Origin of the sequence: Candidatus Koribacter versatilis Ellin345, from assembly GCF_000014005.1 — a bacterium.
In the GTDB taxonomy this organism is placed as follows: domain Bacteria; phylum Acidobacteriota; class Terriglobia; order Terriglobales; family Acidobacteriaceae; genus Korobacter; species Korobacter versatilis_A.
The window spans coordinates 579050-603629 of sequence record NC_008009.1; the positions used below are offsets into that span (position 1 = coordinate 579050).

The 24580-nt window shown below is 57.7% G+C and carries 22 protein-coding genes; 6 read left to right on the forward strand and 16 right to left on the reverse strand.

The window, feature by feature from the left end:
• Positions 1-268: 268 nt before the first annotated feature.
• From ACID345_RS02375 to ACID345_RS02410, 8 genes are all read right to left on the reverse strand, one after another.
• The gene (locus tag ACID345_RS02375; protein ID WP_041855362.1) at positions 269-1195 is read right to left on the reverse strand and encodes a hypothetical protein; all 927 of its coding nucleotides are present in this window, start codon (positions 1193-1195) and stop codon (positions 269-271) included.
• Positions 1188-1994, reverse strand: a complete 807-nt coding sequence (locus ACID345_RS02380; RefSeq protein ID WP_011521276.1) for a hypothetical protein — start codon at positions 1992-1994, stop codon at positions 1188-1190. The genes ACID345_RS02375 and ACID345_RS02380 overlap by 8 nt, the downstream gene beginning before the upstream one ends.
• On the reverse strand, positions 1991-3706 hold the full coding sequence (locus tag ACID345_RS02385; RefSeq protein WP_011521277.1) for a hypothetical protein: 1716 nt from the start codon (positions 3704-3706) through the stop codon (positions 1991-1993). Before ACID345_RS02385 ends, ACID345_RS02380 begins: the two co-directional genes overlap by 4 nt.
• A gap of 2 nt (positions 3707-3708) precedes the next feature.
• Complete coding sequence (locus tag ACID345_RS02390) at positions 3709-6081, reverse strand: hypothetical protein (protein WP_011521278.1); 2373 nt, start codon at positions 6079-6081, stop codon at positions 3709-3711.
• Positions 6082-6149: 68 nt separating this feature from the next.
• Positions 6150-8144, reverse strand: coding sequence for a cytochrome c3 family protein (locus ACID345_RS02395; protein ID WP_011521279.1), 1995 nt, complete (start codon positions 8142-8144; stop codon positions 6150-6152).
• Between the two features lie 130 nt (positions 8145-8274).
• Complete coding sequence (locus ACID345_RS02400; protein WP_011521280.1) at positions 8275-8991, reverse strand: FecR family protein; 717 nt, start codon at positions 8989-8991, stop codon at positions 8275-8277.
• On the reverse strand, positions 8988-11267 hold the full coding sequence (locus ACID345_RS02405) for a CHASE2 domain-containing protein (RefSeq protein WP_011521281.1): 2280 nt from the start codon (positions 11265-11267) through the stop codon (positions 8988-8990). Before ACID345_RS02405 ends, ACID345_RS02400 begins: the two co-directional genes overlap by 4 nt.
• The gene (locus ACID345_RS02410) at positions 11264-12625 is read right to left on the reverse strand and encodes a sigma-54-dependent transcriptional regulator (protein ID WP_011521282.1); all 1362 of its coding nucleotides are present in this window, start codon (positions 12623-12625) and stop codon (positions 11264-11266) included. The genes ACID345_RS02405 and ACID345_RS02410 overlap by 4 nt, the downstream gene beginning before the upstream one ends.
• Positions 12626-12910: 285 nt before the next feature.
• Between ACID345_RS02410 and ACID345_RS02415 the strand changes: the two genes are divergently transcribed.
• Both ACID345_RS02415 and ACID345_RS02420 read left to right on the forward strand, forming a co-directional pair.
• Positions 12911-14233, forward strand: coding sequence for an NAD(P)-binding domain-containing protein (locus ACID345_RS02415; protein ID WP_187148927.1), 1323 nt, complete (start codon positions 12911-12913; stop codon positions 14231-14233).
• 62 nt (positions 14234-14295) lie between these two features.
• Positions 14296-14538 (forward strand): hypothetical protein, encoded by a 243-nt coding sequence (locus tag ACID345_RS02420; RefSeq protein WP_148209992.1) that lies wholly within the window; start codon positions 14296-14298, stop codon positions 14536-14538.
• A 149-nt stretch (positions 14539-14687) separates the two neighbouring features.
• Here the strand turns inward: ACID345_RS02420 and iscX are convergent, their stop codons facing one another.
• The 8 genes from iscX to ACID345_RS02460 form a co-directional block, all read right to left on the reverse strand.
• Positions 14688-14906, reverse strand: a complete 219-nt coding sequence (iscX, locus tag ACID345_RS02425) for a Fe-S cluster assembly protein IscX (RefSeq protein WP_011521285.1) — start codon at positions 14904-14906, stop codon at positions 14688-14690.
• On the reverse strand, positions 14906-15319 hold the full coding sequence (locus ACID345_RS02430) for a 2Fe-2S iron-sulfur cluster-binding protein (protein WP_011521286.1): 414 nt from the start codon (positions 15317-15319) through the stop codon (positions 14906-14908). Before ACID345_RS02430 ends, iscX begins: the two co-directional genes overlap by 1 nt.
• 6 nt (positions 15320-15325) lie before the next feature.
• Positions 15326-17230, reverse strand: coding sequence for a Fe-S protein assembly chaperone HscA (gene hscA, locus ACID345_RS02435; protein WP_011521287.1), 1905 nt, complete (start codon positions 17228-17230; stop codon positions 15326-15328).
• Positions 17230-17994 (reverse strand): Fe-S protein assembly co-chaperone HscB, encoded by a 765-nt coding sequence (gene hscB / locus ACID345_RS02440; RefSeq protein ID WP_011521288.1) that lies wholly within the window; start codon positions 17992-17994, stop codon positions 17230-17232. The genes hscA and hscB overlap by 1 nt, the downstream gene beginning before the upstream one ends.
• 123 nt (positions 17995-18117) lie before the next feature.
• Positions 18118-18489: a HesB/IscA family protein gene (locus tag ACID345_RS02445; protein WP_011521289.1), complete on the reverse strand. Its 372-nt coding sequence runs from the start codon at positions 18487-18489 to the stop codon at positions 18118-18120.
• A gap of 70 nt (positions 18490-18559) precedes the next feature.
• Positions 18560-18946, reverse strand: a complete 387-nt coding sequence (iscU, locus tag ACID345_RS02450; protein ID WP_011521290.1) for a Fe-S cluster assembly scaffold IscU — start codon at positions 18944-18946, stop codon at positions 18560-18562.
• 119 nt (positions 18947-19065) lie between these two features.
• Complete coding sequence (locus tag ACID345_RS02455; protein ID WP_187148999.1) at positions 19066-20289, reverse strand: IscS subfamily cysteine desulfurase; 1224 nt, start codon at positions 20287-20289, stop codon at positions 19066-19068.
• 70 nt (positions 20290-20359) lie between these two features.
• Positions 20360-20797: an SUF system Fe-S cluster assembly regulator gene (locus tag ACID345_RS02460; RefSeq protein ID WP_011521292.1), complete on the reverse strand. Its 438-nt coding sequence runs from the start codon at positions 20795-20797 to the stop codon at positions 20360-20362.
• A gap of 538 nt (positions 20798-21335) precedes the next feature.
• Between ACID345_RS02460 and ACID345_RS02465 the strand changes: the two genes are divergently transcribed.
• From ACID345_RS02465 to ACID345_RS02480, 4 genes are all read left to right on the forward strand, one after another.
• Complete coding sequence (locus ACID345_RS02465) at positions 21336-22478, forward strand: hypothetical protein (RefSeq protein ID WP_011521293.1); 1143 nt, start codon at positions 21336-21338, stop codon at positions 22476-22478.
• A 114-nt stretch (positions 22479-22592) separates the two neighbouring features.
• Positions 22593-22793 (forward strand): hypothetical protein, encoded by a 201-nt coding sequence (locus ACID345_RS02470; RefSeq protein WP_041855365.1) that lies wholly within the window; start codon positions 22593-22595, stop codon positions 22791-22793.
• 333 nt (positions 22794-23126) lie between these two features.
• Positions 23127-23498 carry a response regulator gene (locus ACID345_RS02475; RefSeq protein WP_011521295.1) on the forward strand — a complete coding sequence of 124 codons (372 nt, stop codon included), beginning with the start codon at positions 23127-23129 and terminating at the stop codon, positions 23496-23498.
• A 31-nt stretch (positions 23499-23529) separates the two neighbouring features.
• Positions 23530-24576: an alpha/beta hydrolase gene (locus tag ACID345_RS02480; RefSeq protein WP_011521296.1), complete on the forward strand. Its 1047-nt coding sequence runs from the start codon at positions 23530-23532 to the stop codon at positions 24574-24576.
• Positions 24577-24580: the final 4 nt, after the last annotated feature.

The window sequence follows — 24580 nt, forward strand, 5'->3', positions numbered from 1 at the left end:
TCGACGTGCTCGTTGCGCGGCGTTGGATCGTAGGCTCCTCGCCAAGCGGGGAGCTTTGGATCAGGGAACGTCCGTGCATCCGATGGGGCGCAGGGTGTAGGAGCTAAATCATCCCGGTTGAAAGCAGTTTGTACGCCCTTTGTACAAATCCACCTGACTAAGAGAATCTAGTGGCGATCCTTGGCGTTATTCGAGGAGCAGGACTGATCCGCGTGGGTCGAAACCCGCTCCCGATAGAGGCGCGCTGACGATCGAGGTCTGTTCCAACTCACAGTGCGACGTAACCGAGCGCGAAAACCACGATGAGGTGGATGATCGCAAGCACCGCGAAGGAGTAACTGAACGGACGATGTATGACGTGCCACAGGTGGAATGCCTGCTGTGTCTTAGCGAGGAACGCTACCCTCTTGGCGAGTCCTGCGCGTTTGCGCGCGGCCACGATCGCGACTTCTAATTGTGCGTCGCTTGACGGAAGGAACCCGACGAGTGTTCCGACCATGCCGTTCCGCCCCTGCGAATGCGCTCGCAACCGGGCGACAAGGAATGGCCGTCTGAGGTCCAGCCAGAGCATCGAACGCAACGCTGTAATCGGCGACATCCTTCTGATCTCGTCAGCACGCGGCATGTTCTGCAGAGCTGCCATTTCGAAAAAAGCCGTCTCCAGGAGTGGGTCCGCGTATATCCTCTCTGTTTCTTTCAATGAGTTTTCCGCGGAGATAAGCGTTGGCGGGATTTGCGCGTAGACGTAACGTCCGGCGATGCCGCTCAGCGCAACGGCGCTCATGAACCAGAAGGCCATCCCCGCAATCCCCTGAAACTTAAAGGACGCATGAAACATGATGATTACGGGCGCCAGGCAGCCGGCGATCACGTGGAAATCAAGCCAGTGGCGGGCTGACCCTCTGACCGCTAACCACTTGATGCGTTTGCGCAGCGGATAGAGGAAGATGATGAGGAACAGACCGAAGCCGAACAATCCGAACCCAATACCGATCTTTCCACTTGGCTTGAGGAGAAAATGTTTGGGCGAGAATGGCCTCTCCGACATGCTGAGCCAGTAATAGTCGAAGCCGTACATCACGATGGCGAGGACCAGTGCGATCGAGGCGCAGATCGCAACCGTAACCAACAGGCGGTGGGCAGAGATCTTCTTGCGGGGCTGCAATCTCGATGCCGCCATCGAAAGTTCACTCATGCTTCGTCAACTCGCTTTCGGCAACCGCTTGCTGCGTATCGACCATGAATCGCTTGTAGTCGATGAAACGGTGAACGTTGCGCCAATGTTGCCGCAGGCTCTCCACTTCGATTGTGGCGACCGTTGGGAAGGTATAACTCTGCGACCAGCCAGATAGCGAAACGCGGGCAAAGTCGATCTGTGCATGTAGCGTTCGCAGGCCGATATCCTGCATGTCTCGGTTGAGGGTGGCCTCGAGGCGGACGATCATTCCCGCCTCTGAGTCGAACCACGCTTCTCCGGTGAGATCGAGCGGATATTCGCGCCCACGCACCGATACGGCAACCGGAGTGCGGTTGCCAGAGATGTGAGTAAACCGGACGCGATGGTACAGGTGCCCGTCAATCAGACCGTCCGCTTCAAGTTGAAACTGGAAACTGTTGCGATAGTACGGGTGAAAGATCAGATACAGCATCGAGAAGCCGTTGCTGATAAGCATCGGCGTGTTTTTTCGGTCACGGGCTTCGCGCTTTGGGATGCGAGACTCATCCAGCAGCAACTCGTCGTTGCTGCCTTGCAGCAGGACGAAATAGTCATAGACGCCGTCTTCCGCGTACTCAGTTTTGCCATTCTTGTCGAGCTTCACTTGACGGACCGTTTCGGTGCAGCGTACGTCGGAGATCTTGTCGAGAAAGCCGCTGACGTTTTTCGCCGCCTGATCAAGAAGAAGGTCGAGTGGTGCGTCCGACTGCGCGGCACATCGCTGCGAAGCCCACAACGCGAGCCCGGCGAGCGCCAACCAAAATGCAGCCCGTTTCATGGCAGGGCCTCCGGCCGCTGATGACTACGGTTATCGAAACGGTAGCCAAAGGTGACATAGAACTGGTTGTAGTTTTGGGTGGCGCCGTGTTGGATCGTGAACCCGTTGTCCACGAAGTAGCGAGAGCCAAAGTTCCATTCGAGCATTGAGTTCAGGAAACGGGAGCCGTTGTCTCGCGAGAATGAAGAGTTAAACGACTGCTGGCCTGCCTGCACTTGCAACATCAAAATGTCGCCGAGGTTGCGCGATATGGAGAATGATCGGTACGAGCCACGTGCGAACGCGCTATTGAACGTGGAATAGCGTGCATCCAGTCGAGCCCCGGTCTTCCAAAGCCGAGCTAAGCTGACGCCGTACATCGTGTTCCAGGAACTTCCGCTGTCGCGCGAACTGGTGCTCCGTCCGACCTCGGTGTAGAACGTCAGTCGCTTCGGTCCTTCGACACGAACGCCTCCACTCAAGCCTTGGAACAAGTACTTATCCAATAACCCGGTGCCGATAAGGGCTGGGTCGTAGGTAGGTATATCGCGAAAATAGCTGTAGTTAAGATCCAATCCGATGCGATGAGAAGGCAGTACGCGGACCGATGCGAAAGCCTGTTTCAGGCCCATACTGACGGCGGGCATGTAGGGTTGTGCCTTCGGGCTGTCGATCTGGACGGCATCGTAAACAGAGAACACTTGCTTGTACGCGATCGTGTTTTCGGCGAAGACAAATGGCCGGTCGATACTCCATTGCTCCATAGCCACCCCCATACCGATGGTGGTCATCGTGTGCACGGCTTCGAAGCTGCCGTGGTCGAAGCTGACGAACCCGCCTGCAATCTCACGATGGGGTGAGTAATTCCACGAGGTCGGATCGGGCGTAGAACCGGCGAAGACACCAGCCACAGTGTGTTCGCTCAGTTTGCGTCCGGCGTAGCCGCCGTCAATTGTGTCGAGACTGCTGGCCCAAGGCAGGTACATGCGTCCCATGCCCATGACCCACTTGGAATTTGGATTGTCGTAGGACAGGGTGAGGTGATAGGTGCGGCTCATCAAGTTCTGTATGGTGGAAGGCCCGCTGTAGGACTGCGCCCCGATCCTGCCCCGCCAATAACCGCTCAGATTCCAGTAGGTGCCGTTGATGCGGGTGATATCTCCGCGGAAGACGACGCCAAGCTCAGAGGAGCCGCCACCATACTGGCCGCTGTTGAAGATACCGCTGTACTCGAGCCCAATTCGTCCTTGCGCACGATTCACTTCCGGCAGTGGTGGCCGCGGAGTTTCCTCTCGAACATCTTCGTCCATCGGATCCCCATCGGTGAAGCTGATGACCGCCGGATACATGCGGCTGTTGCTCAAGGTCCGCCTAGTCACGAGGGCCGCAGCATCCTCATGTCCAAGCGTTACTACATCGCCCACCACCAGATCTCTTGAAGCGGATAGCACTTCACACATCGCCGAGTTCTCGGCAACCGACAAGATCTTCAACTCCGCGCTTGCCGCAACGGCGTTCTGTTGCTGTGCTGCTTCCGAACTTGGCGATGGCGGCAATGCGATGTTGAGCCGCATGCCCGCCGTGAGGCCGGCATTGCGTCCACCATCGATGTAAACACTCCCTCCTGCGACATAGCGGATGTGAAATTCAGTTTTCACCTCATCCGCCGATTGCGCGTGCACCAGTGTCATTGAGAGCCAAATTGCGATTACCGATCGAAAAGTGTTTCGCATGATCAGTCGCCCGCCGTACCTGTGGGATGGCAGCTATAGCAGGTCGTCGGGCCGTATGAATACCCGCGTACGTCCTTGTGATGAGGATCCGTGTTTGCTTGCGAATGTTGGTGGCAGGTGATGCAGGAGAACACTGCGTAATTCGCTGAATTGGTATGGCAGTCGCCGCAGCTTGTCCAACGGCCGGCGTGGCTGCCGGAGTAGATCGGGAACCACGTGTGGTTGAATACCGCGCCCAGCCACGTTGTCGTGTTGTGGCAGGTGTTGCACGTCGTCGGGAACATAGCCGCTTTGTGATTCGGATTGCTAGTAGCGTTGTAATCGGTCTTATGACAGCTATAGCAATCCTTGGGCAAACTACCGTTGTAGCTCCCCTTGTGGCAGTCGTCACATTTGATCTTTGTGTGCTGTCCAGTGAGCGGGAAGCTTGTCTTACTGTGGTCGAAACTCGCTGGGATCCAGCCATTGGTGGAATGGCAAACTTCGCACGTAGTCGGGAAGCCACTCGTTTTGTGATTGGGGCTGGTCGTTTTGTTAAAGTCATTGAGGTGACACGACACGCACGTTGTCGGCAATCCCGCATACACGCCATTCTTGTGGCACGCAATGCAGTCGACTTTGGTGTGTTGCCCGGTCAGTGGGAACTTGGTTTTATTGTGATCGAAAGTCGCCGGCTTCCATCCCGCGGTCGCGTGACAGATGGAGCAATCGGTGGGGAAACCCGCCGCCTTGTGGTTTGGGTCGGTGGTACCGTTGTAGTCCTTGATGTGGCACGACGCGCAATCTGCGGGTGTGCCCGCGTACTTGCCACCAACATGGCAACTTAGGCACGCCACAGTCGCATGCTTACCGCTGAGCGGATACTTCGTATACGTCGTGTGGTCGAAATGGGCGTCGGCCCAAGTCGCTGTGGTGTGACAGATCGTGCAGTCGGTCGGCCATCCAAGCGTGACGTGGTTCGGGTCCTTCACAGACTTGAACTGCGAGAGATGGCATCCCACGCAGTCGGTCGGCAGCGTGGTGTAGTTGCCGCCTACGTGACAGCTCGCACATTGCACCGAAGAATGCGCGCCGGTTAGAGGAAATTTCGACTTGCTGTGATCGAAACTCGATGGCTTCCACGCGGTCGTGCTATGACACATCTGGCACTGCGTAGGAAATCCTGCGGCTGCATGGTTCGGCGTTTTCGCTCCGGTGTAGTCCTTCATATGGCATCCGGAACACGACGCGGGAGTTCCTGTGTAATTTCCGCCAACGTGGCAGTCCACGCACTTTAGAGTCTGGTGGGTTCCGGTCAGCGGGAACTTGGTGTACTTACCGTGATCGAAGCTGGCGCTCGTCCAGTTCGCGGTGGTGTGGCAGATGCTGCAATCCGTTGGGAATCCTGCCTTGGTGTGGCTGGGATTGGTGGTCGTCTTGAAAAGGGAGAGATGGCAGCTGCTGCAGTCCGTGGGTAACGATTTGAAGTTGCCGCCGATGTGACAGCTTTCGCACTTCACGGTTTTGTGTCCACCGGTGAGTGGGAACTTCGTCTTATTGTGGTCAAAGGTGGCTCTCAGCCAACTGCTTGTGCTGTGGCACATACCACAGTCGCGCGGAAAACCAGCGTTAACGTGGCTGGGGTTTGTCGTGCCGTTGTACTCCTTGGTGTGGCAGCCGTAGCAGCTCGCCGGCGTTCCGCTGAACTTGCCGTTGAGGTGGCAAGCAGTGCAATCCAACTTTGCGTGCATCCCCGTCAATGCGAAACCCGTGAATTTTAGGTGATCGAACTTCGCCCCGAGCCATGTATCCATGGTGTGGCAACTCTCGCACGTAACGGGAAATCCGCTGGAGCGATGATCGAGCACTGGCGTTGCAAACTGCTTGGAGTGACAGGAGTAGCAGTCCGTGCTCAGACCCGCAAATTTTCCTGAAGCGGCTCCCACGTGGCAGTCTTCACATTGTGTGGTCGCATGTGCACCCACGAGCGGAAATCGGTTTTGATGGTTTTGAATTGCCTGGATTCCCACTTTCCAACCCTTAACCGTGTGGCAGGATTCGCAATTGGCACCCATCTGACGGCGGTGGAAGTCCGCGTGGCAGTCGGAACACTTCATGCCGACGTTCGAGAACACCAGGCTCGTATGGCACTGCCGGCAACTCACGTTCACGTGCGTGCCGCGCAGCGGATACTTCGTTTTGTCGTGATTAAATTCCGGAACAGCACGTAGAGGACGCCAGGCGGTGTAGGTATGGCAGTTCTCGCACGCGAGACCCAGCGCGCCGTGCGGGCTCACAATCTTTGCGCGTGGCGGCTCATGTTGCGCCGGGGACAACACCGTCGCCCCCGACACAAATGCCAACACGACTGCGACTGTCAGCCTGAACGTTGTCACTTTGCCGCTCCTGATTACAAACTCCCCCGCAGCTCTCAATGCAATCGCTTCGCCAAAATTCGCGCCGATTAGCTGGCGCGTATTGCGGAGCTGGCATGGCAACTCGCGCACTTCGTAGGCGTGGGCTTGTAGAAAAGCACTTGTTTGTTCGCTACTTCACGGAATTGCGTGTGGCACCCCTTGCAGGGCGTGTTCTGGTGTGCGCCCTTCAGCGAAAAGAGGGTCTTCTCGTGATCGAAGTGCGAAGGCCTCCAGCGGTTCGCGTCGTGGCATTCCGCGCAGCGCGTCACACGATCGGCGTGGGCGAATTGCGACCCATGTGGGTCGTTATGACACTGCTCGCAAGATGTGGGAGCGGCCTGGAAATCCACGTTCATGAGCTTGCGCTCCATGGCCGGCGGGCGGTGGCAGCCGATGCACTCAACCGCCTTGTGAGCGCCGGAGAGATCAAACTTGGTGGAGGAGTGATCGAACCGTTGCAGGTCGTTCCATCGCTTCGTCGTGTGGCAGGCCTCGCAACCGGCGGCTTCGCCATGCTCAGTAATACGTTCCATCCGCGCGCGGAACTGGCCGCGATGTGGATCTGAGTGGCATGTGGCACAGGTGAGGCGATTGAAGTGATAGGCCACGGATTGGGAATCGCCAGCCGCCTTGTGGCACTCGATGCAAGCTACCGCCAGGTGACCACCCGTCAGAACGAAACCGCTCTTCTGGTGTTCCGCGAGGGTGAATGTCGGCGCGTGGAAGCTTTTTTCGGTGTGGCACTTCTCGCACTTGTTAAGGTAAGGCGCGCCGGCGAACTGAGCCTGGTGTGCGTCCTTGTGACAGTCGGTGCAAAGCGCGAACTTCACTTTGAAGAGCGTCGCCTTGCCCGCCGGAACGTGGCACTTCGCACAGTCCACGCTGCTATGTTTGCCGCGAAGAGGAAATCCGGTATTCGCATGGTCAGCGGCCAGAAATCTCGAAGTTTTCCAGCCCTCTACCGTGTGACAGCTTTCGCACTTTCCACCGTCGGCCCGCTTTGCAAATTGTCCATTGTGTGGATCGAGCTTGTGACAATCGGCGCAAAGGTCGTGAGCGATCGGAGCCTTGAAATCTCCAGCTCTGTGACATGCATTGCACGCAACCTCCGCGTGCTTGCCGGCGAGCATGAACTTGGTTTTTGAGTGATCGAACTCGCGCGCGAAAGAGGTCTGCTTCCACCCACCAGTGCTGTGGCAGCTTTGGCATGCGCGATTGCTGAATTCGCCCTGGTGTACATCCTTGTGACACGACTCGCAGCCGTCGAAGCGAAGTCCGACGTACTTCACTTTGCCATCCGCTTGGGGCACGTGGCAGGATTGGCATTTCACCTGGGCGTGCGCTCCGGTCAGAGGGTAGCGAGTCTTCGCGTGGTCGATCCTCGAAGCGGCGCTCCAACTACGCTCATCATGGCATTGCTGGCAATTAGCTCCCTGGCGCCCATTGTGTTTGTCTTCGTGACAGGTGGTGCACGCGGTCGAAAGTCCCAGGTAGGTGTCGTTTGCGTTTCGAGCGCTCAGCGTCAAACGTTCGCTGGGTGTGATGTTCTTCGCTGAATGGCACTGCGCGCAATCCAGCGCAGCGTGCTTGCCGTCGAGTTCGAAGCCAGCCTTTGCATGGTCAAAGTGCTTCGAGTCCCACTTCACGAGAGCGAAGTTCGCGCCGTTGTGTTCGCTGTGACATTTCACGCACGAAGACGAGCCGGGCTGCGAGCCCACCAGCGCCGGATGATATCCGCGTTTCTGTTGCAAGCGGGCTGCGATGTCCCGGTGGCAATCCAGGCACCGAAAGTTCGGCGACGACGGCGAGACCGAGTGGCACTTCGTGCAGGAGGCCGAACTGCTCAAATCCTGATGCGCTTGAGAAAGCGGTCCAGGCGAGATCTGCGCTTTGGCCGCGAGCGGCAGGAGCAGCAGCAGGGTCAATAACCCAAAGAACCACACCAGCGGGAGTGGCAGGCGAGGACCGCCTTCGCTCGCTCCTGGCTCGGGGTGATGAATACTCGCATTCGTTCGCAGACCGTTTGGATTCTCGGGTGCCATCACAGTGGGACAGCACTCGTAAAGCAATCCTTATTCCATAACTACTCTGATAGTCGCGACCTTATCGTGCTTCGGCGGTGCGATGACTGTGGCGGATCGACACAGGTGTGTCCGTTGAAGACACAGCAGCTTAGTCGTCAACTTCCGATCCGCTGCCTGATGCGCCACTCGATTGCTTTCCGGTGCGGCCCTCAGATTCCTTGCGGGAACGCGACGCGGAACTGTTGCTTCCCCGTTCGCTATCTTCAAATAGCTTTCGAGGGTTCTCCGGCGACAAATTGGCGCCAACTTGCGTGGTATATCCGGGCTGGAGGTAAACCGGATGGCCCATCGGGCCGAACCCATCCACCTCCACCAGTCCTTCCATTACTTGGACGAAGGTCTGCTGTCTCTTACTGACCTCCACAACAAATTTCGTACCCCGTACCGTAATTACCGCAGTGGGCGTGCCCATTTTAAAAGGCTGTTCGTTGCCACTGCGTTTCTTCACAGTCGCTGTGATCTTGCCAATCAGTTCTTCGAGAAAGCTTCCCTTCGACTGCTCGGGAGCGCGGAGGATCACCCGCGTGTTCGGTTTCAGCAAGACCTGCGATCCGTCGGCCAATGCCAACAACGCCGAGCCTTTCTTGCACTCGATCGTCGTGTTCGGACCCAGGACCTGCCCTTTCTGGGCTGTATTCGATACCGAGTTCCCTGCAAGCGTCACAGACACTTCGCCTTTGACGTCGCTCACCACGGCTGAGCCAAATGGGAGGCTGGTTGCATCTGTACTCGACGCTTGTGACCATGCGAGCGCACCAACGGCAAACAAATACGCGACGACGACGGTTCGCAGAACTCTCTTCATGACTTACTCACTTCTAAGGCAGCGGTAGCACCGGGAATCGTGATCGTGAACGTGGTGCCGGCTGCCTCATTGCTCTGCACGGTTGTTTCCCCTCCGTGCTTATCTACGATTCGTTTCACCAGCGCCAATCCCAGCCCCCATCCCTGTTGGCGGTCTTCATCCTTACTGCCGCGAACGAACGGGTCGAACACAGAACCTGTATCGCTGATGGGTTCCCCGAAATTGTGAACGGATATTTGGAGCTTGGTACCCGAAATTCCCGCCGAAACTTGCACCTCCGTACCGCGCCGACCGTACTTGATCGCATTGCTCACCAGGTTCAATATCGCACCGGTCAGAAGTGGTTCATCCGCCTGAACGAAGATTTGCGGTTCACAGTTGAGCGTGAGTTGAACGTCGGACGTGTACGTCAACGGCGACATGAGATCGAACACCTGAAGTATCAATTTGCGGACCGGAATGATTGCAGGTCGTAAAGGCCGTGCTCCTGCGTCTGTTCGAAGAACGTCGAGGTAGCTGTTAATGAGAGCCAACAAACGTCGAGATTCACGCAGAATTGTTTTAGGCGCTTGCGCGCTCGCCTTTGCGTTCGGCATACGTGTCATCATTTCCGCGAAACCTTGAATGGCTACGAGCGGAGTGCGAAGTTCGTGCGTTACGAAACCCAATGCCTCTTCGCGTGCACGGTCGCGTTCGACGCGGAGATGTAGATTCGTCATGCTGAGCAGGGTGCCGCCGCGTGGAGTGAGCGAGGTCGCGGGAAGCGGAACGAGTCGCACCGAGTACAACTCGCCTTGGATCGTGGCCTCTCCCTCCGAAAGAGCTGCTCCAATTGTCAGTGGAGCCTCTTTGCTTTCGACCATCCGCGATCGCACATCGCCAATCGTTCCGGGTGGAGGACCGTCGCCCCAGGCGAGATTGAACGCCTGGTTTGCAAAGAGTAGCTGGCCTGCACGGTCGAAGACCGCAACCAGATCGCGTGTGGCCTCCAGCAATGTGCGATAAAGCTCAAAGCGCAAGCCAAGTTCCTGTTGAAGTTCGGTGAGAACCCGCAGTCTCCAGGAAATATCCTTCGCAGACGCCCCTGTCGCGCTCTGCCGGTACGCTAGCCATGTTTGTAGCAGGCGCATCTGTCGCGTAATACTGGCTTCCACTCCGGCAAGTTCTACGCCGTAGACCATCAGAGGAGTAAGCGCGATTACGGTCAGCCCCGTGCCAATCGGAGCGATGACTCCACCGTACCGAAACGCTGCGAAACCAATCCCATAGACGGTCAAACCCGCGGCAAGCAGTGCCGGCAGTATCCACCATCCCCGCCATAGGCGAAACAACATTGATCCACCGAAACCAAGCGCGAACAGGACTAGACCTGAAAGCGAGGCCGATATCGGTTTGAGTTTTCTTCCCGCCAGGATGGAGTCCACGATCTGCGCGTGGATTTCGACCCCAGGCGTCGGCAGGTTGCGCGATACCGGCGTTGTGATTCGGTCGCCAATCTCGACCGCTCCAAATCCGACGAGAATGACCTTGCCGCGCAGTGCAGTAGACTCTGATCCGTCCATCACTTCCGCGGCAGAGATTGTCGTCAGAGGATCCCTTCGAAAGGCGATCGGAATCAGCACCGGATGCGCGATGAGCACATTCTCGCTACCAGTCGTCGTGTGCAGGCCATAACCTGCAAGGAAAGCATCTACCTTCGCGCTATCGATTTGGCGCACTACCTCAAGACTGAAGGCGTCTCTCGGCCCAGCAAGCGATAGCTCGCGCGGAGGGAACGAACGACAAAGGCCATCTCCGTCAAGCACCGCATGGGCGTGCCCAACGGCCGCGGCTGCACCGGCAAGCCCGGGAAGCGGTTCCATCCATCGCGGGCCATCCGGGAACTCAGCGATCTTGTCGACTAACACCACTCGACGAGCTTGCTGAATTGCTGACCGAAGACTCTCGTCCTGCGCGTTGGATTGTGGCTCTGACAGCAGGATATCAACGCCGATGGCGGCTGGTTGTTGTGCAGATATCGTACGAATGAGTCGCGCGATCGTATCGCGTGACCACGGCCAACGTCCGTATCTCTGAAGACTGGCATCATCAATGGAGACCACGAGGACCGGCGACTCAGCACCTCTCGGCTGCAGGCGGAGATAGCTGTCTGATATGCGCCGGTTGAGTTCATGGACGGCGGGCGCGAACGACAACACTGCGGCAATCGCCGTGAGTGCAATCGCATGAAGAGCGCAGGACCGTAACCGTTCGCTCTTTGAACCAAAGTCACTCATTGATATTCAGAAGCATCGAGGGTTATCCCGAGGCGAACAGCCTTCTTGTAGAGCGTCTTTCTTTCAATGCCGAGGCGCCTCGCCGCTTCACTCTTGTTCCCGTGAACGTCTTTCAAAATGCGCAAGATCTGATGTCTTTCCATCTCGACGAGCCGGTCGGGAGCACTGACAGGTTCCGCCTTCGGCCCATTCTTCTGTGACTCTTGTTCTCGTTCGACGTCCGCCCCAGTGATCCTTCCTGTGGAAGCAAAAATTGCGAGCCGGTAAATTGTGTTCTCCAACTCGCGGACGTTACCCGGCCAACTCCGTTTCTGCAGCAATTCCACCGCGCTCTGCTCAATCGACACCCGCGCCTGATTGCGCTCATTGAATTGACGTAGGAAATGCGTGACTAATGACGGGATATCAGACTGTCGTTCCGCCAGCATCGGGATCTTGATCTGTACCACGGCGAGCCGATAGTAAAGATCTTCGCGGAATTTGCCTTCGCGGATGAGCGACGGAACGTCGCGGTTCGTCGCAGCCAGGATGCGAACATCGATCGGAATAATCTTGTTCGATCCAATACGGCGTAGCTGTTGCTCCTGCAAAACACGAAGCAACTTCACCTGGAAGCCGAGGGACGTTTCCGTAATCTCATCCAGGAACAGCGTTCCGCCCTGCGTCGATTCGATCAATCCTTTTCTGACTGAATCGGCACCCGTGAACGCGCCTTTCTCGTGCCCGAAAAGTTCGCTCTCCAGTAACGTCTCGGCGAACGACCCGCAGTTGACCGGCGTAAAGGGCATCTCTGCTCGCCTCGAGTGCTCGTGAATGGCCCGCGCTACCAATTCTTTGCCGGTACCGCTTGCGCCGGTGATCAGCACATTCGCATTACTCGGCGCCACACGCGCGATGAGTTTGTACACCTCGAGCATCGAAGGACTGCTGCCGACGATTTTCGACTCGGATTCCTCCTGTTCCGCCGGCGTTTCTCCGCTGCGCTCCTTGTGCTCCAGAGCGCGTTCCGCGATGTTGAGCAACGCGTCGATATCGATGGGCTTCTGAATGTAATCCACCGCTCCCTCTGCGATGGATCGTGCCGCCATTTCAAGGCTGATTTGCCCGGTGATGATGACCGCGTAAAGTTTCGGACGGTGCACGCGGCAGCGCCGCAATACTTCAACGCCGGTCGTAGAGCCGAGGTATACGTCCACGATTGCGAGGTCCACCGGGTGGGTGAGGATATACTCCTCGGCCGCTTCCGGCCGAACGAAGCTCTTGCAGGTGTGCCCGAGTTCCGCGAACACGCTCTCGATATACACACACGTTCCGGGATCGTCGTCTACTACGACAATGTGAAGGGATGGTTTCGGCATAACTTTCCCGGCAGAGCATACTGCAACTCTCATTCCAAATGCAGTGCGCTGCGCGAGTTTCGTCAGGCTAGTTTCCGTTCTGGATGACCCGGAGATGTACGAATCGTCATCTGCCGGAAGGGATCGGAATTGTTGCTCATTTTCGAAACTACGAAACCAACGCTTCGTTGTCTTCGGTTGACCGCTGTAGCTTTGTGCGTCGTCACCGAGTGGCAAGAAACGTGCGAACACGTACCAGCGATGGTCTACCTCTTGATGCCGGGTTGGGTTGGATCGGAGACAGTTGTGCCTGCGCTGCTGGGCCTGCTGCTTACTCTGTTTTTCATGCGTCGCTACCTAAAGAAACTTCGGGTGATCGAAGAAAGCGCGAGGCATGCCGCCGAGCAAGGTGCGATGTTCTCTGAAGGCCCACAAGCACAGCATCCCCTGATTGATGAGTCGCGTTGCATAGGGTGCGGGACTTGCAGCACCGCATGCCCCGAGGGCGATGTGCTGGGAATCATCGGCGGTAAAGCCGCCATCGTGAAACCATACAAGTGCATTGGTCACGGCTTCTGTGCAGAAGCGTGTCCCGTAGGCGCGATCACCATGACCACGGCCAGCCCAAGGGTTAACAGCCAATTGCCGCGGCTCACCCCTGAGTATGAAACCAATCTCCCAAACTTGTTCATCATCGGCGAGCTCGGCGGATTGGCACTCATCAAAAACGCTGTGACGCAGGGCCGCCAGGTCATCGATGTCGTCTTCGAACGTCTTCAACAGAGAGATCTTTCCCGCCACCCCGATGCATATGACGTCGTGATCGTCGGCGCCGGACCAGCCGGTATCAGCGCCTCTCTGCGCGCAATCGAACAAAACCTCAATTACCTCACATTGGAAGAAGGTGAGATTGGCGGGACGGTCGCAAGGTACCCACGGCAGAAGCTGGTGATGACCAGCCCCGTTGACTTCCCAATCTACGGGCGATTTAACAGAGTGGAGCTCTCCAAGGAAGAACTGGTCGCCTTCTGGTCGAAGGTTATGCATCGCGCCGACTTTAAAGCCCGAACCGGCGAAAAGGTCCTTGGTATCTCTCTCCAAGAGGATGGCCGCTATTGCGTGACCTCCTCTAAGTCGAGCTACAAAGCGCGATCCGTCATTCTTGCTCTCGGCAAGAGCGGCACACCAACGAAGCTTGAAGTTCCCGGCGAGAACTTGCCGAAAGTGATGTACCGCCTCATCGAGGTGGATCACTACCGCGACAGCGACATCCTCGTTGTTGGCGGCGGAGATAGCGCAGTAGAAGCGGCGATGGGCCTCGCCGCGAAGGGAAACCGCGTAACCATTTCCTATCGAAAAACAAATTTCAACCGCATCAAAGAACGCAATGCCCAGCGCATCGCGGAGTTCCTGGCAAATGGCAAGTTGAACGCCCTCTGCAATTCACGCGTGCTGGAAATCCGCCACTCTTCGGTCCTACTCGAACAGGAAGGAACGATATCCGAGATTCCCAACCACTATGTCTGGATTTTCGCAGGCGGAACTCCGCCCTACGACTTTCTGAAAGAGATCGGCGTCAGCATCGGGACCCCGGAAGCAGTCCAACCGCTATCCGCTCTGACGCCGTAAGCGCGCTCCGGTTCAGAACCCACTCCTTGCAGGCTAGCGAAGCGCCGTTTCCGGTGCCCTGTTTGCTTGCACTTACGAGAGTGGTTTCACCATTCTGGGGAAAAGGTGACATCACCCTCTGCGGAACCAACGAACAGGGCGCTGCCACCACCATGAAGATCTTCGGCGTCGAGATCCTCAATGAAGGCTCCGGCGTCTCCATCGACGATGCCGTCCAGAAAATGCAGGCCACCTTCGTCGGCGCTTCGTCCAGTCTTCCAGGCAGGAGACCTTTTTCTCACTTACGACTTGGTAGTTCGGTGTGAAGAGTAAAAATCCTCGCGCGGGGGCGAGGCTCGACGTCGGAGTCTTCTGGTTGGTCGTCCGCGGTTACCAAGAGCGTGGCCATCGTGCCCAAGGTTCGGTGCGAAGATCGAAGCCGAGCGTCTCCGGGTTGGTCGACGATGGTAATAACTTAACTGTTCTTATCCTGCCACTCTTCGTACCAAGCCATCTGGATGGCCTCGAGCTTGCCTTCAGTGGATTTTTGGGGGTCATCCACGAACGTCGGCAGGGCAGTAATCATCTTGTGCAGATCGGTGAAGCGGACTTCCAACGGATTCTGATCGGGAAATTTTTCGGAGAGTTCGATCCCGAGATCTTCGGCATCGTCCCAGTGAAATTCAGCGGCCATCAATGTCCCTCCGAAACGTAGTTGCGGTTCCACGCGGGAATTTCGACCACAATCTCTCCCGGCTTCTCGATCTGTACCTGGCATCCCAGCCGCGACGCAAGCTGCAAGTCCGCCGCGCCATCCAGGCGATCGGCCTCGTCGTCGTCAAGCTCACTGAGCAGTTCCGCGCCCTTCTTCACCACCACATGACACGTGGTGCACGCACAGTTGCCGCCGCAAGCATGGTCCAAATGGATCCCGAAATTCAGCGCGACGTCGAGAATCGACTCACGTTTCCCATGCTCTTGGTAGGCAAGATTGCCATGCTCGAACTCGACACTCTTGTTCTCCGGCATGAACGTCACGCGCACGAGTTTCTCCGGGTTGATGCCTTCTACCGTAATCGTGTTTCCAGATTTCGTCTCTTCAGCCATATCGTCCTATTTCTCAAATTCTGCGGGCGCAAACGGGTGCGGCGCCGCGGGGCCTTCGCCCATATCGGTCTTCGCCATGTCCTTGCCCTTCAGTGCCGACGTCACCGCCGAGTCCATCATCAACTCGGCCAATCTCATCGTCGCTTTATTCAGTGCATCGATCGCAGTACGAATCTTCTTGTAGTCCTCGGTCGCCATGTCGGTGCGCAACACGGACTCGCACTCGTCGATCAACACTTTCTCGTCCTCGCTCAGCACCGTCCACGCATCGCCGCGGCGACCCTTGTCCAACGCGGTTAGGATCGTCTCCGCCTCATTGCGTGCTTCGATCACTTGCCGTTTCGCGAAGTCATCTTCCGCGTGATCGAACGAGTCGAGAATCATGTTCTCGACTTGGTCGTCCGTGAGTCCATAAGTCGGCTGCACGTTGATCTCGGACTCCTTACCGCTGCGCTGCTCCTTCGCCGACACATGCAGAATTCCATTCGCGTCGATCAGGAACTTCACCTCGATGCGCGGCAGCCCCGCCGGCATCGGCGGAATTCCTTTCAGGTCGAAGCGCGCCAGCGATCGGCAATCCGCTGCCAATTCGCGTTCGCCCTGCACCACGTGAATCGCGACGCTCGTCTGTCCTTCCACTCCGGTCGTGAAGTGCTCTGTCGCCGAAGCCGGAATCGTCGAGTTCCGATGAATGATCTTTGCCACCACTCCGCCCAGCGCTTCAATCCCTAGCGACAACGGCGTCACGTCCAGCAGCAACATCTCCTTCGTTGCTTCCGATCCGCCGGAAAGAATATTCGCCTGCACCGCCGCGCCAAGCGCCACTACTTCATCGGGATTCAACTCGCTATGAGGCTTGCGACGGAACTGCTTCTCCACCAGCGCACGTACCTTGGGAATCCGAGTGGATCCGCCAACCAGCACAGCCTCATCCACGTCTTCAGGCTCCAGCCCTGCATCGCGCAGCGCCTGCTTCACCGGACCAACCGTCCGCTGGATAACCGGCTCGATAAGCTGCTCGAACTGATCGCGCGCAATCTCGCGCTGATAATGCTTGCCACCTTGGATCTCAACATCAATCTTCGTCGACGCCTGCGACGACAGCGCAATCTTCGCATCGATCACGGCCTTGCGCACAGCTTGAATCGCTTCTGCCCGATGCCGAATATCCGCGCCCATATCGCCAGCGATATCCAGCACCGCCGTCGAAATCAGCAGGTTATCGATATCGTCTCCGCCCAGGTGCGTATCGCCGTTGGTCGACATCACCTCGAAGATCCCATCGTGCAGCTTCAAAATCGAAATATCGAACGTCCCGCCGCCCAGGTCATACACCGCAACCGTTCCGTTCCTCTTCTTGTCCAGCCCGTACGCAAGCGAAGCCGCCGTCGGTTCATTCACCAACCGCAGCACTTCCAGTCCGGCAATGCGTCCCGCATCTTTCGTCGCCTGCCGCTGCGCATCGTTGAAGTACGCCGGAACCGTGATCACAGCCTTCGTCACCGGCGCGCCAAAATATCGCTCCGCGTTTTTCTTCAGTTGCCGAAGAATGAACGCTGAAATCTCGGGCGGCGTATAGGTCCGCTCGCCCAGATGAATCCGAATCACTTCGCCGGCGGCGAGGTCGTCAGCCACGCGGAAAGGGAAGAGCTTCAACTCATCCTGGATATCTTCAATGCCGCGCCCCATCAGCCGCTTGATCGAATACACTGCGCGCTCCGGCGTCTCAATCAAATACTTCCGCGCGGCATTGCCCACAATGATTTGTGCGGCCGGATCCAGTGCGACAATCGACGGCACGAGGTTCGCGCCATCTTCGCCCGGAATCACCACGGGCCGGTCGCCTTCCATGTACGCTACCAGCGAATTCGTCGTGCCTAGATCGATCCCAACTACCCGTTCTTCTGCCATCAGTATCCCAGGACGTCGTTCACGTCGCGGACGAGGTTGCGGATGTACGTGCGCCGGTTCAGCAGGTCGACCATCTTCGCCGTCACCGCCCCGCGCTTTGCGTCGCTTGCACCTTCTGCGACCACCGCATCCCACTCGTCCCAATCCTTCTTCAATTCCTGATCGAGCGCCTTGTAGCGTCCCACCAGGTCCGCGCGCGTCTGCTCAAGTTGCTTCGCAAGATCGGCGTCTTCTTCGCCCATCTTCTTGTTCATGCGCGCTTCTTCCAACTGCATGTTCAACTCAAAAACTTCTTCCAGCATGTCCGGCGGAATCGCTTGCTGCTTCTGCTTTCCGCTCGTGCGCGCTTCTTCCGTCGCCGACTTTGACTGCTCCCCAAAGTTCACGCCCTCGGTCCGCAGCAAATACTCCGTCCGCGCGATCGGGTCCTTCAATGTGCGATACGCATCATTGAGCTGCGACGTCTTTTCCAGACTCCACTGCTGCTCCTGCGATGCCGCCTGCGCGTACCGGTCCGGATGCAACTTCCGGCTCAACTCGTAAAACCCGCGCTCCAACTGTCCTAAGTCGATGTTCAGTTTTTTCGGCAATCCAAAAAACGAGAAATAGTCCGTAGGCACAGCGGGCTGCACCGACCCGCAGTTATTGCAAAAGTGCGCCGCGCGCATGTCGCCGCACGACCAGCACCCCACGGTAGTACGCCCGGCCGAATCGCCGTTCAACACCGGTATCGCGGAATACGTGTTTTGCTTCGCTTCAGCCATAGTTTTTTATAGGACTGCCCCGCGTGAGCCAGAGCGATCGCCTGCATCTCCACCGCTCTCGCTTGTCATCCAGAGGAGCGCAGCGACGAAGGATCTGCTGTTCTCTGGAGCCGCGGACAACACCTACGCGAACGAACTTCCGCACCCGCAGCTCTTGCTCGCATTCGGATTCACGAACACAAACCGCTGGTTCATCAGCGTCTCTTCGTAATCCAGCGTCATGCCGTTCAGATAAATAAACGACTTCGGATCCACGAACACTCGGATGTCTCCATACTGGAAAATCCGGTCGCGCTCCCGCGGCTGCGTATCAAAGCGGACGTTGTAGCTCAGCCCCGAACATCCGCCACCCTGCACTCCCAAACGCAATCCACCCTCGGTTGGCGAAACATTCTCTTTCACCATCGCCACCCGAACCTTCTCCAGCGCCTTTTCGGTAATCTGGATCCCCTTCGGCGGGGCGCTTTGCGCTTGTTGAGTCTCTATCGTTGTCATCTTCTGTCATCCTGAGCGGAGTCGCGTAGCGACGGAGTCGAAGGACCCCTATCGCAACCACTACCTTCCACTACTGGTTGTTCTTCTTCTTCCAGTCGCCAATCGCCGCCCGGATCGCGTCTTCCGCCAATACCGAACAGTGGATCTTCACCGGAGGAAGTGAAAGCTCCTTCACAATGTCCGTGTTCTTAATCCCGAGCGCTTCATCCACGGTCTTGCCCTTCACCCACTCCGTGGCCAGCGAAGACGATGCAATCGCCGACCCGCATCCGAACGTCTTGAACTTCGCGTCCTCAATGATGTTGGTCTCAGGATTCACCTTGATTTGCAGCTTCATCACGTCGCCACACTCAGGCGCGCCTACCAGCCCAGTTCCAACTTCGGCGCTGTTCTTGTCCATAGAACCCACATTCCGCGGATTCGAATAATGATCTAGAACCTTCTCGCTGTATGCCATCCTCGTTACTCCTTCTCAATCTCGCTATCACTTCTGTCACTGTTCTTAGTTCTTGTCATCCTGAGCGGAGTCGCGCGCAACGCGACGGAGTCGAAGGACCCCTATCCGCTCCCCAATCTTTAGTGCCCGCCCTCGGCAGCCCACTGCACCTTCGTCAAATCGATGCCTTCCTTGTGCATCTCGTACAGCGGCGACAACTCGCGCAGTCTCTTCACCACGTCAATCAGCTTGTTTGCCACATAATCCACTTCCGCGTCCGTGTTGAAGCGTCCCAACCCGAAGCGGATGGAGCTGTGAGCAAGATCGTCGCCTGCGCCGAGTGCCTTTAATACATAAGATGGCTCCAACGTCGCAGAGGTGCATGCCGAACCGCTCGAAACCGCAATGTCATTGATCCCCATCAGCAGCGACTCGCCCTCAACGAAGGCAAAACTAATATTCAGATTGCCCGGCAGCCGATGCTCCCACGAGCCGTTGACGTACACTTCGTCGAGCTCCGAGAAGATCTTGTCCTTCAGCCGATCGCGCAGCGCCGTCATGCGCTTGCCTTCTTCTGCCATCTCCTGGCCAGCCAGCTCAATCGCCTTCCCAAGGCCAACGATGCCCGTAACATTCAGCGTGCCCGACCGCATGCCGCGCTCATGACCGCCGCCATCGATCTGCGCCACCAGTTGCACGCGCGGGTTCTTGCGACGCACATACAGAGCGCCCACACCCTTCGGCCCATACAGCTTGTGTCCGCTGATCGACGCCAGGTCAACGTTGTCTTGAATCACATTGAACGGAACCTTGCCGATGATCTGCACCGCGTCGGTATGGAAGACCACGCCCTTCTCGTGACACAGCGCGCCAATCTCGCGGATCGGCTGCAACACGCCGATCTCGTTGTTCGCCGCCATGATCGTCACCAGGATCGTCTTGTCGTCCATCGCGCGCTTCAGGTCGTCGAGATCGATCCGCCCGTCCTTCTGCACCGGCAGATAAGTAACGCGGAAGCCTTCCTTCTCGAGGCGCTTGCACGTGTCGAGTACGGCCTTGTGCTCCGTTACCTGCGTAATGATGTGGTTGCCCTTCTCGCGATACATCTGCGCCACACCCTTGATCGCCAGGTTGTCGCTCTCCGTCGCACCCGACGTGAAAATGATCTCCTTCGACGTCGCGCCGATCACCTTCGCGATCCGCTCACGCGCCTGGTCCACTGCTTGCTCAGCCACCCAGCCGAACTCGTGATTACGGCTCGCGGCATTCCCGAACTTCTCAATGAAGTAGGGAAGCATTTCGTCGAGTACACGCTGATCCATCGGCGTGGTCGCGTGGTTGTCCATGTAAATCGGCAGCTTCACCGCCTTGTTCCCATTTCCGTTCGTGCTCATCGCAATTCTCCTAATGCCTGATTCCTAAGACCCTTCTGAACTATTGCAGTGTGACCAGATCTCTCACCGGCTCTTCGCTCTCGCACATCTCTGCGATCGTCAACCGGCCCAATACATCCTCAATACTCTTGCTCACCTTGCGCAGCGGTTCGCGCACCGTGCACTTGGAAGTCTGCTCGCAGCTCCCCTTCGCGGTCGTGCACGACGTCATGAACAGCGGACCTTCCAGCGCCCGGATCACATCCAGCGCCGAAATGCTCCGCGGATTGCGCGCCAGCGTGTAACCACCATTCGTCCCCTGTTGCGACTGCAAAAGCCCCGCCTTCGTCAGTCGCTGAAGCAGCTTCGCCAAAGCCTCTTGCGGAAGCCCATACATCTCAGCTAGGTCCTTCGCCGAACAGGCGCCTAAGTCGGCATTCGCCGCCAGGTGCCGCATGGCAATCAACCCGTAATCCGCCTTTTTAGTGAGCTTCAACATTTATGGTTCTTGTCTCGCGGCCAGCCGGAAACGCTTTTCCAAATCTCCAACGCTCTCTCTTGTCATCCAGAGGAGCGAAGCGACGAAGGATCTGCTTTACTTCCGATATATCCGACGCTTTTGGTCGCCTTAAAGCTCCAAAAAGAAGGCCGGAATCTCCGACCTTTTTCGTCGTAATTCATTATAGGGCTCCCACCCCACCCATGCAAGTGAAGTCACCCGGTTGCATTCCCCTTGCTCTGAGCGGCAAAACCAGCAATCGAATAGCTTCCGCAAACTCCTATCTTATTGGGCTGCCCACGGAAGTCCCCAAACAGTCAGGCCGAAGGCCGATCGGGTTCCTCAGCACGACGCGCCAGCGTCGTGAAAGGCCACACACCCGAACCAAGCCGGCTTCAGCCGGCGGTGCGGCCTTTGCTCGCGAGGCGTTCAGCCTCGCAAATCAGCCACCCTCGCGAAACGGGTCATCCCCCAATGTGTCATTAATTAAGGCATCTTCCCAATTGCGTACTGCTCCCATTCCGCTACCCTGAACGGTATGCGCACTTCCATCCTTCTACTCGGCCTGTCTCTACTCGCGATCCCTGCCTTCGCAGGGTCCGCCGCCGACCTGCCGAAGGTCGAAGTGCTGCCCACCGCCGCGCCGAAAGAACCGGTGTACTCCGTCGTCGCCGGCATCGACGGCGAAATCTATCCCGTCTTCGCCAACTACGCTTCTTTAAAGAACGTCTCCGAGCGCAAGTGGGGCACCATCGCGGTCACCGTCTCGAACCCCACGAACACCGCGCTTCGCGCCCGCATCTCCGTTCAGGTCCAGGGCTGGAGCGACGAAGAAATTCAACTCGCGCAACTCGGCGCCGGCGCTTCCAAGACGTACGTCTTCGCACCCACGTTCCTCCCGCGCTTCTACAACAATCAGGAGATCGCTGCCGCCACCACGGTCGTAAATGTCTCCGATATGGGAGGCCAAACCCTCTACCTCCAGACCGTGCCGGTAAAGATCCGTTCGGCAGAAGACATGTTCTGGGGATCGAAGTTCCAGTTCGCACCCTTCATCGCCTCGTGGATTACTCCGCACGATGAGCGTGTCGAAGAAATCCTTCGCAAGGCGAAGGAATTCATGCCGGGCCGCCGTCTCCCCGGCTACGAGCCCGAAAAAGACGCCGTCGGTCAAGAGCAGATGACTTACTCTGAAGCCCGCGCCATCTACCGCGCGCTTCAGGATGCTGGCGTCTCCTACGTAAAAAGCTCTATGACCCTCGGTGGTCACCAGGATGCCAGCGAGCGTGTACGCATGCCCGAAAGCTCGCTCCGCGACGTTTCGGCGAACTGCATTGACGGCGTTGTTATGTACGCTTCGCTCTTCGAGAATCTCGGAATGGAGCCAGTGGTCCTATTGCTTCCCGGCCACGCTTATGTTGGCGTCCGCGTCTCGCCCAAGTCCGACAAGTATCTCTACATCGAGACGGCGATCACCGGCCGCGCCAGCTTCGAAGACTCCATCGCCTCTGCTGCTCGCGGCGTCGCATCCCTCAAGTCGAACGACCAGATTCGCGTCTCCGTGGCCGACGCCCGCACCATGGGCATCTTCCCCATGCCCCGGCCGATAGTACAATCCGCGCCATCGTCCGAAAGTGTAAGTGCCGCGCTGCAACTTCAAATTCCCGCTACTCACCAATAAGAGTCGGTCTTCTCAGGTTCGTAAATTTCGTTTCCAGCCGCTTGACAAGCCGCGCCGTCGGTTGAAAAATACCCCGCATTCCGCAAGGAATTCGCCCCTTTCGCGGGCCTCCGTATGAATTCGATCCGACTGACCAACCAATCCCCCGAGTCGCTCAACAACTCCATGCCACAGCCTTGCCGCCACCCGCGCGTCGCGATCGTCTCGCGTGACGAGGACTCCGAATTCGTCGAGTGCCTTGAGTGCCGCGAGATCTTCGAGTCCAGCGAGTTCAAAGATATGGACATCGAAGAACGCAACCCGCCGGAAATGTAGAGTCCCGCATCCGCCATTCCTCACGGTGAAAGCAACCGTAGTCTCCGGCCAACGCACTCGTGTGCTTCGGAAGCCTCGTTGTATCAGGGAAGGATTGCAGTCATGCGCTTTGTATCAAGGAAGGATTGCAGTCATGCTTTGTATCAGGGCATGACTTCAGTCATGCCGAAAGGGCGCCTATCCGCGCGGCTTTAGCCGCTGCCTATCCGCTGCATCGCCGTTTCGGCCCCGTGGGGAAGCCTCACAGTAACTTGTGCCGCTCCCTCCCGTTTGTTATGGTGTCCCCACTCTCCCAGGACAACGTCGCACGCGTGTGCGTGGACGGGAGAACTCATGATCCGAACGGCCCTCGTGGTGGACGACTCCATGCTTATCCGGCATACCGTCTGCCGCTTCCTCGAAGATCGCGGCTACACGGTCGAGTCCGCCACCAATGGTGCCGACGCCCTGCAGATCCTCCGCGGCATTCGCCCCGACGTCCTGATTACCGACATGATGATGCCCAAGATGGACGGCTCCCAACTCATAACCGAGTTGAAGAAAGACGCGGAGATGTCTACCATCCCCATCATCGTCCTCGCCGGCCGCCAGTCCGCCGCCGGACTTCCTCCCGAACACCGCGCCAATGCCACCATCTGGAAAGACATCGATATCGTCACCCAGCTCGACAAGGCTCTCCGCGACACGCTCGGCCCCGAAAGCTAAACTCATCTCATCTTCGATTTCGGGAGGGACCATGAAACTCCTCTTCGTCGCGCTTCTGCTCGCCGCGACTTCTTCTGCTCAAACCACCGCCGCCCAGGCTCCGACCAAAGACACCAGCTTCGTTGACGCCGACGGCACCGCCCGCATCACCCGCGTCATCCCCGTTCCTCCCGACCTCAGCCCCGAAGCAAAGAAACTGCTCTCGCGTCCCGACTCCGACGCCAACACTCCCGAACCCCTTGCCCAGCGCCGCTCCCGCACCGACGAGTGGCAGGAGGGCGCCGGCAAGAAATCCCAGCAGATATATCCCGTCAACATCGAGAAGACGACGATCGCCGGCGTTCCCGTTCGCGTTTTCACGCCCATCCATCCGACCACCTCCAATGCCGATCGCGTGCTCATCAACCTGCACGGCGGTGGATTCAACTCCGACTCCGGCTCACTCACCGAGTCCATCCCCCTCGCTAACCTCGCGAAGGTCAAAGTGGTCGCGGTCCTCTATCGTCTGGCTCCCGAGCATCCCTATCCTGCCGCCCTCGACGACGCCATCGCCGTCTACAAAGACCTTCTCAAGACCTACAAGCCCGAGCACATCGCCATCTACGGCACCTCCGCCGGTGCCATCCTCACCGCCGAAGTCGCGGTGAAGCTGAAACAGCTCAGTCTTCCGATGCCCGGTGCGCTCGGCATCTTCTCCGGCATGGGCGACCTCGATCGCATGGGCGACTCCATGGCCATGTACGCGCTCCGGGGCCTGTCTGGCCACCTCGATCCCCCCACCGGCCAGCACGACAAGGACTATCTCGCCGCCACCAGCCCGCGCGATCCCGTCGTCTCCCCGGTGTACGCCGATCTCCACGGCATGCCGCCGTCGTTATTCATCACCAGCGGCCGCGACCTCCTGCTCAGTGGCACCACTATCCTCCACCGCGCCTACCTCCGCGCCGGTAACGACGCCCAGTTAATCGTCTTCGAAGGTCTCCCCCACGCCTTCTGGAACCAAACCGGTCTCCCCGAAACCGAAGAGTGCTACGACTACATGTCGAAGTTCTTCATCGCTAAACTCGGCCTGAAATAGTTGT

Bases quoted from the DNA above. Each gene is read 5' to 3' on its own strand.
- ACID345_RS02375 (WP_041855362.1), bottom strand. From the start codon at position 1,195: ATGAGTGAACTTTCGATGGCGGCATCGAGATTGCAGCCCCGCAAGAAG.
- ACID345_RS02380 (WP_011521276.1), bottom strand. From the start codon at position 1,994: ATGAAACGGGCTGCATTTTGGTTGGCGCTCGCCGGGCTCGCGTTGTGG.
- ACID345_RS02385 (WP_011521277.1), bottom strand. From the start codon at position 3,706: ATGCGAAACACTTTTCGATCGGTAATCGCAATTTGGCTCTCAATGACA.
- ACID345_RS02395 (WP_011521279.1), bottom strand. From the start codon at position 8,144: ATGGCACCCGAGAATCCAAACGGTCTGCGAACGAATGCGAGTATTCAT.
- ACID345_RS02400 (WP_011521280.1), bottom strand. From the start codon at position 8,991: ATGAAGAGAGTTCTGCGAACCGTCGTCGTCGCGTATTTGTTTGCCGTT.
- ACID345_RS02405 (WP_011521281.1), bottom strand. From the start codon at position 11,267: ATGAGTGACTTTGGTTCAAAGAGCGAACGGTTACGGTCCTGCGCTCTT.
- ACID345_RS02410 (WP_011521282.1), bottom strand. From the start codon at position 12,625: ATGCCGAAACCATCCCTTCACATTGTCGTAGTAGACGACGATCCCGGA.
- iscX (WP_011521285.1), bottom strand. From the start codon at position 14,906: ATGGCCGCTGAATTTCACTGGGACGATGCCGAAGATCTCGGGATCGAA.
- ACID345_RS02430 (WP_011521286.1), bottom strand. From the start codon at position 15,319: ATGGCTGAAGAGACGAAATCTGGAAACACGATTACGGTAGAAGGCATC.
- hscA (WP_011521287.1), bottom strand. From the start codon at position 17,230: ATGGCAGAAGAACGGGTAGTTGGGATCGATCTAGGCACGACGAATTCG.
- hscB (WP_011521288.1), bottom strand. From the start codon at position 17,994: ATGGCTGAAGCGAAGCAAAACACGTATTCCGCGATACCGGTGTTGAAC.
- ACID345_RS02445 (WP_011521289.1), bottom strand. From the start codon at position 18,489: ATGACAACGATAGAGACTCAACAAGCGCAAAGCGCCCCGCCGAAGGGG.
- iscU (WP_011521290.1), bottom strand. From the start codon at position 18,946: ATGGCATACAGCGAGAAGGTTCTAGATCATTATTCGAATCCGCGGAAT.
- ACID345_RS02460 (WP_011521292.1), bottom strand. From the start codon at position 20,797: ATGTTGAAGCTCACTAAAAAGGCGGATTACGGGTTGATTGCCATGCGG.
- ACID345_RS02465 (WP_011521293.1), top strand. From the start codon at position 21,336: ATGCGCACTTCCATCCTTCTACTCGGCCTGTCTCTACTCGCGATCCCT.
- ACID345_RS02470 (WP_041855365.1), top strand. From the start codon at position 22,593: ATGAATTCGATCCGACTGACCAACCAATCCCCCGAGTCGCTCAACAAC.
- ACID345_RS02475 (WP_011521295.1), top strand. From the start codon at position 23,127: ATGATCCGAACGGCCCTCGTGGTGGACGACTCCATGCTTATCCGGCAT.
- ACID345_RS02480 (WP_011521296.1), top strand. From the start codon at position 23,530: ATGAAACTCCTCTTCGTCGCGCTTCTGCTCGCCGCGACTTCTTCTGCT.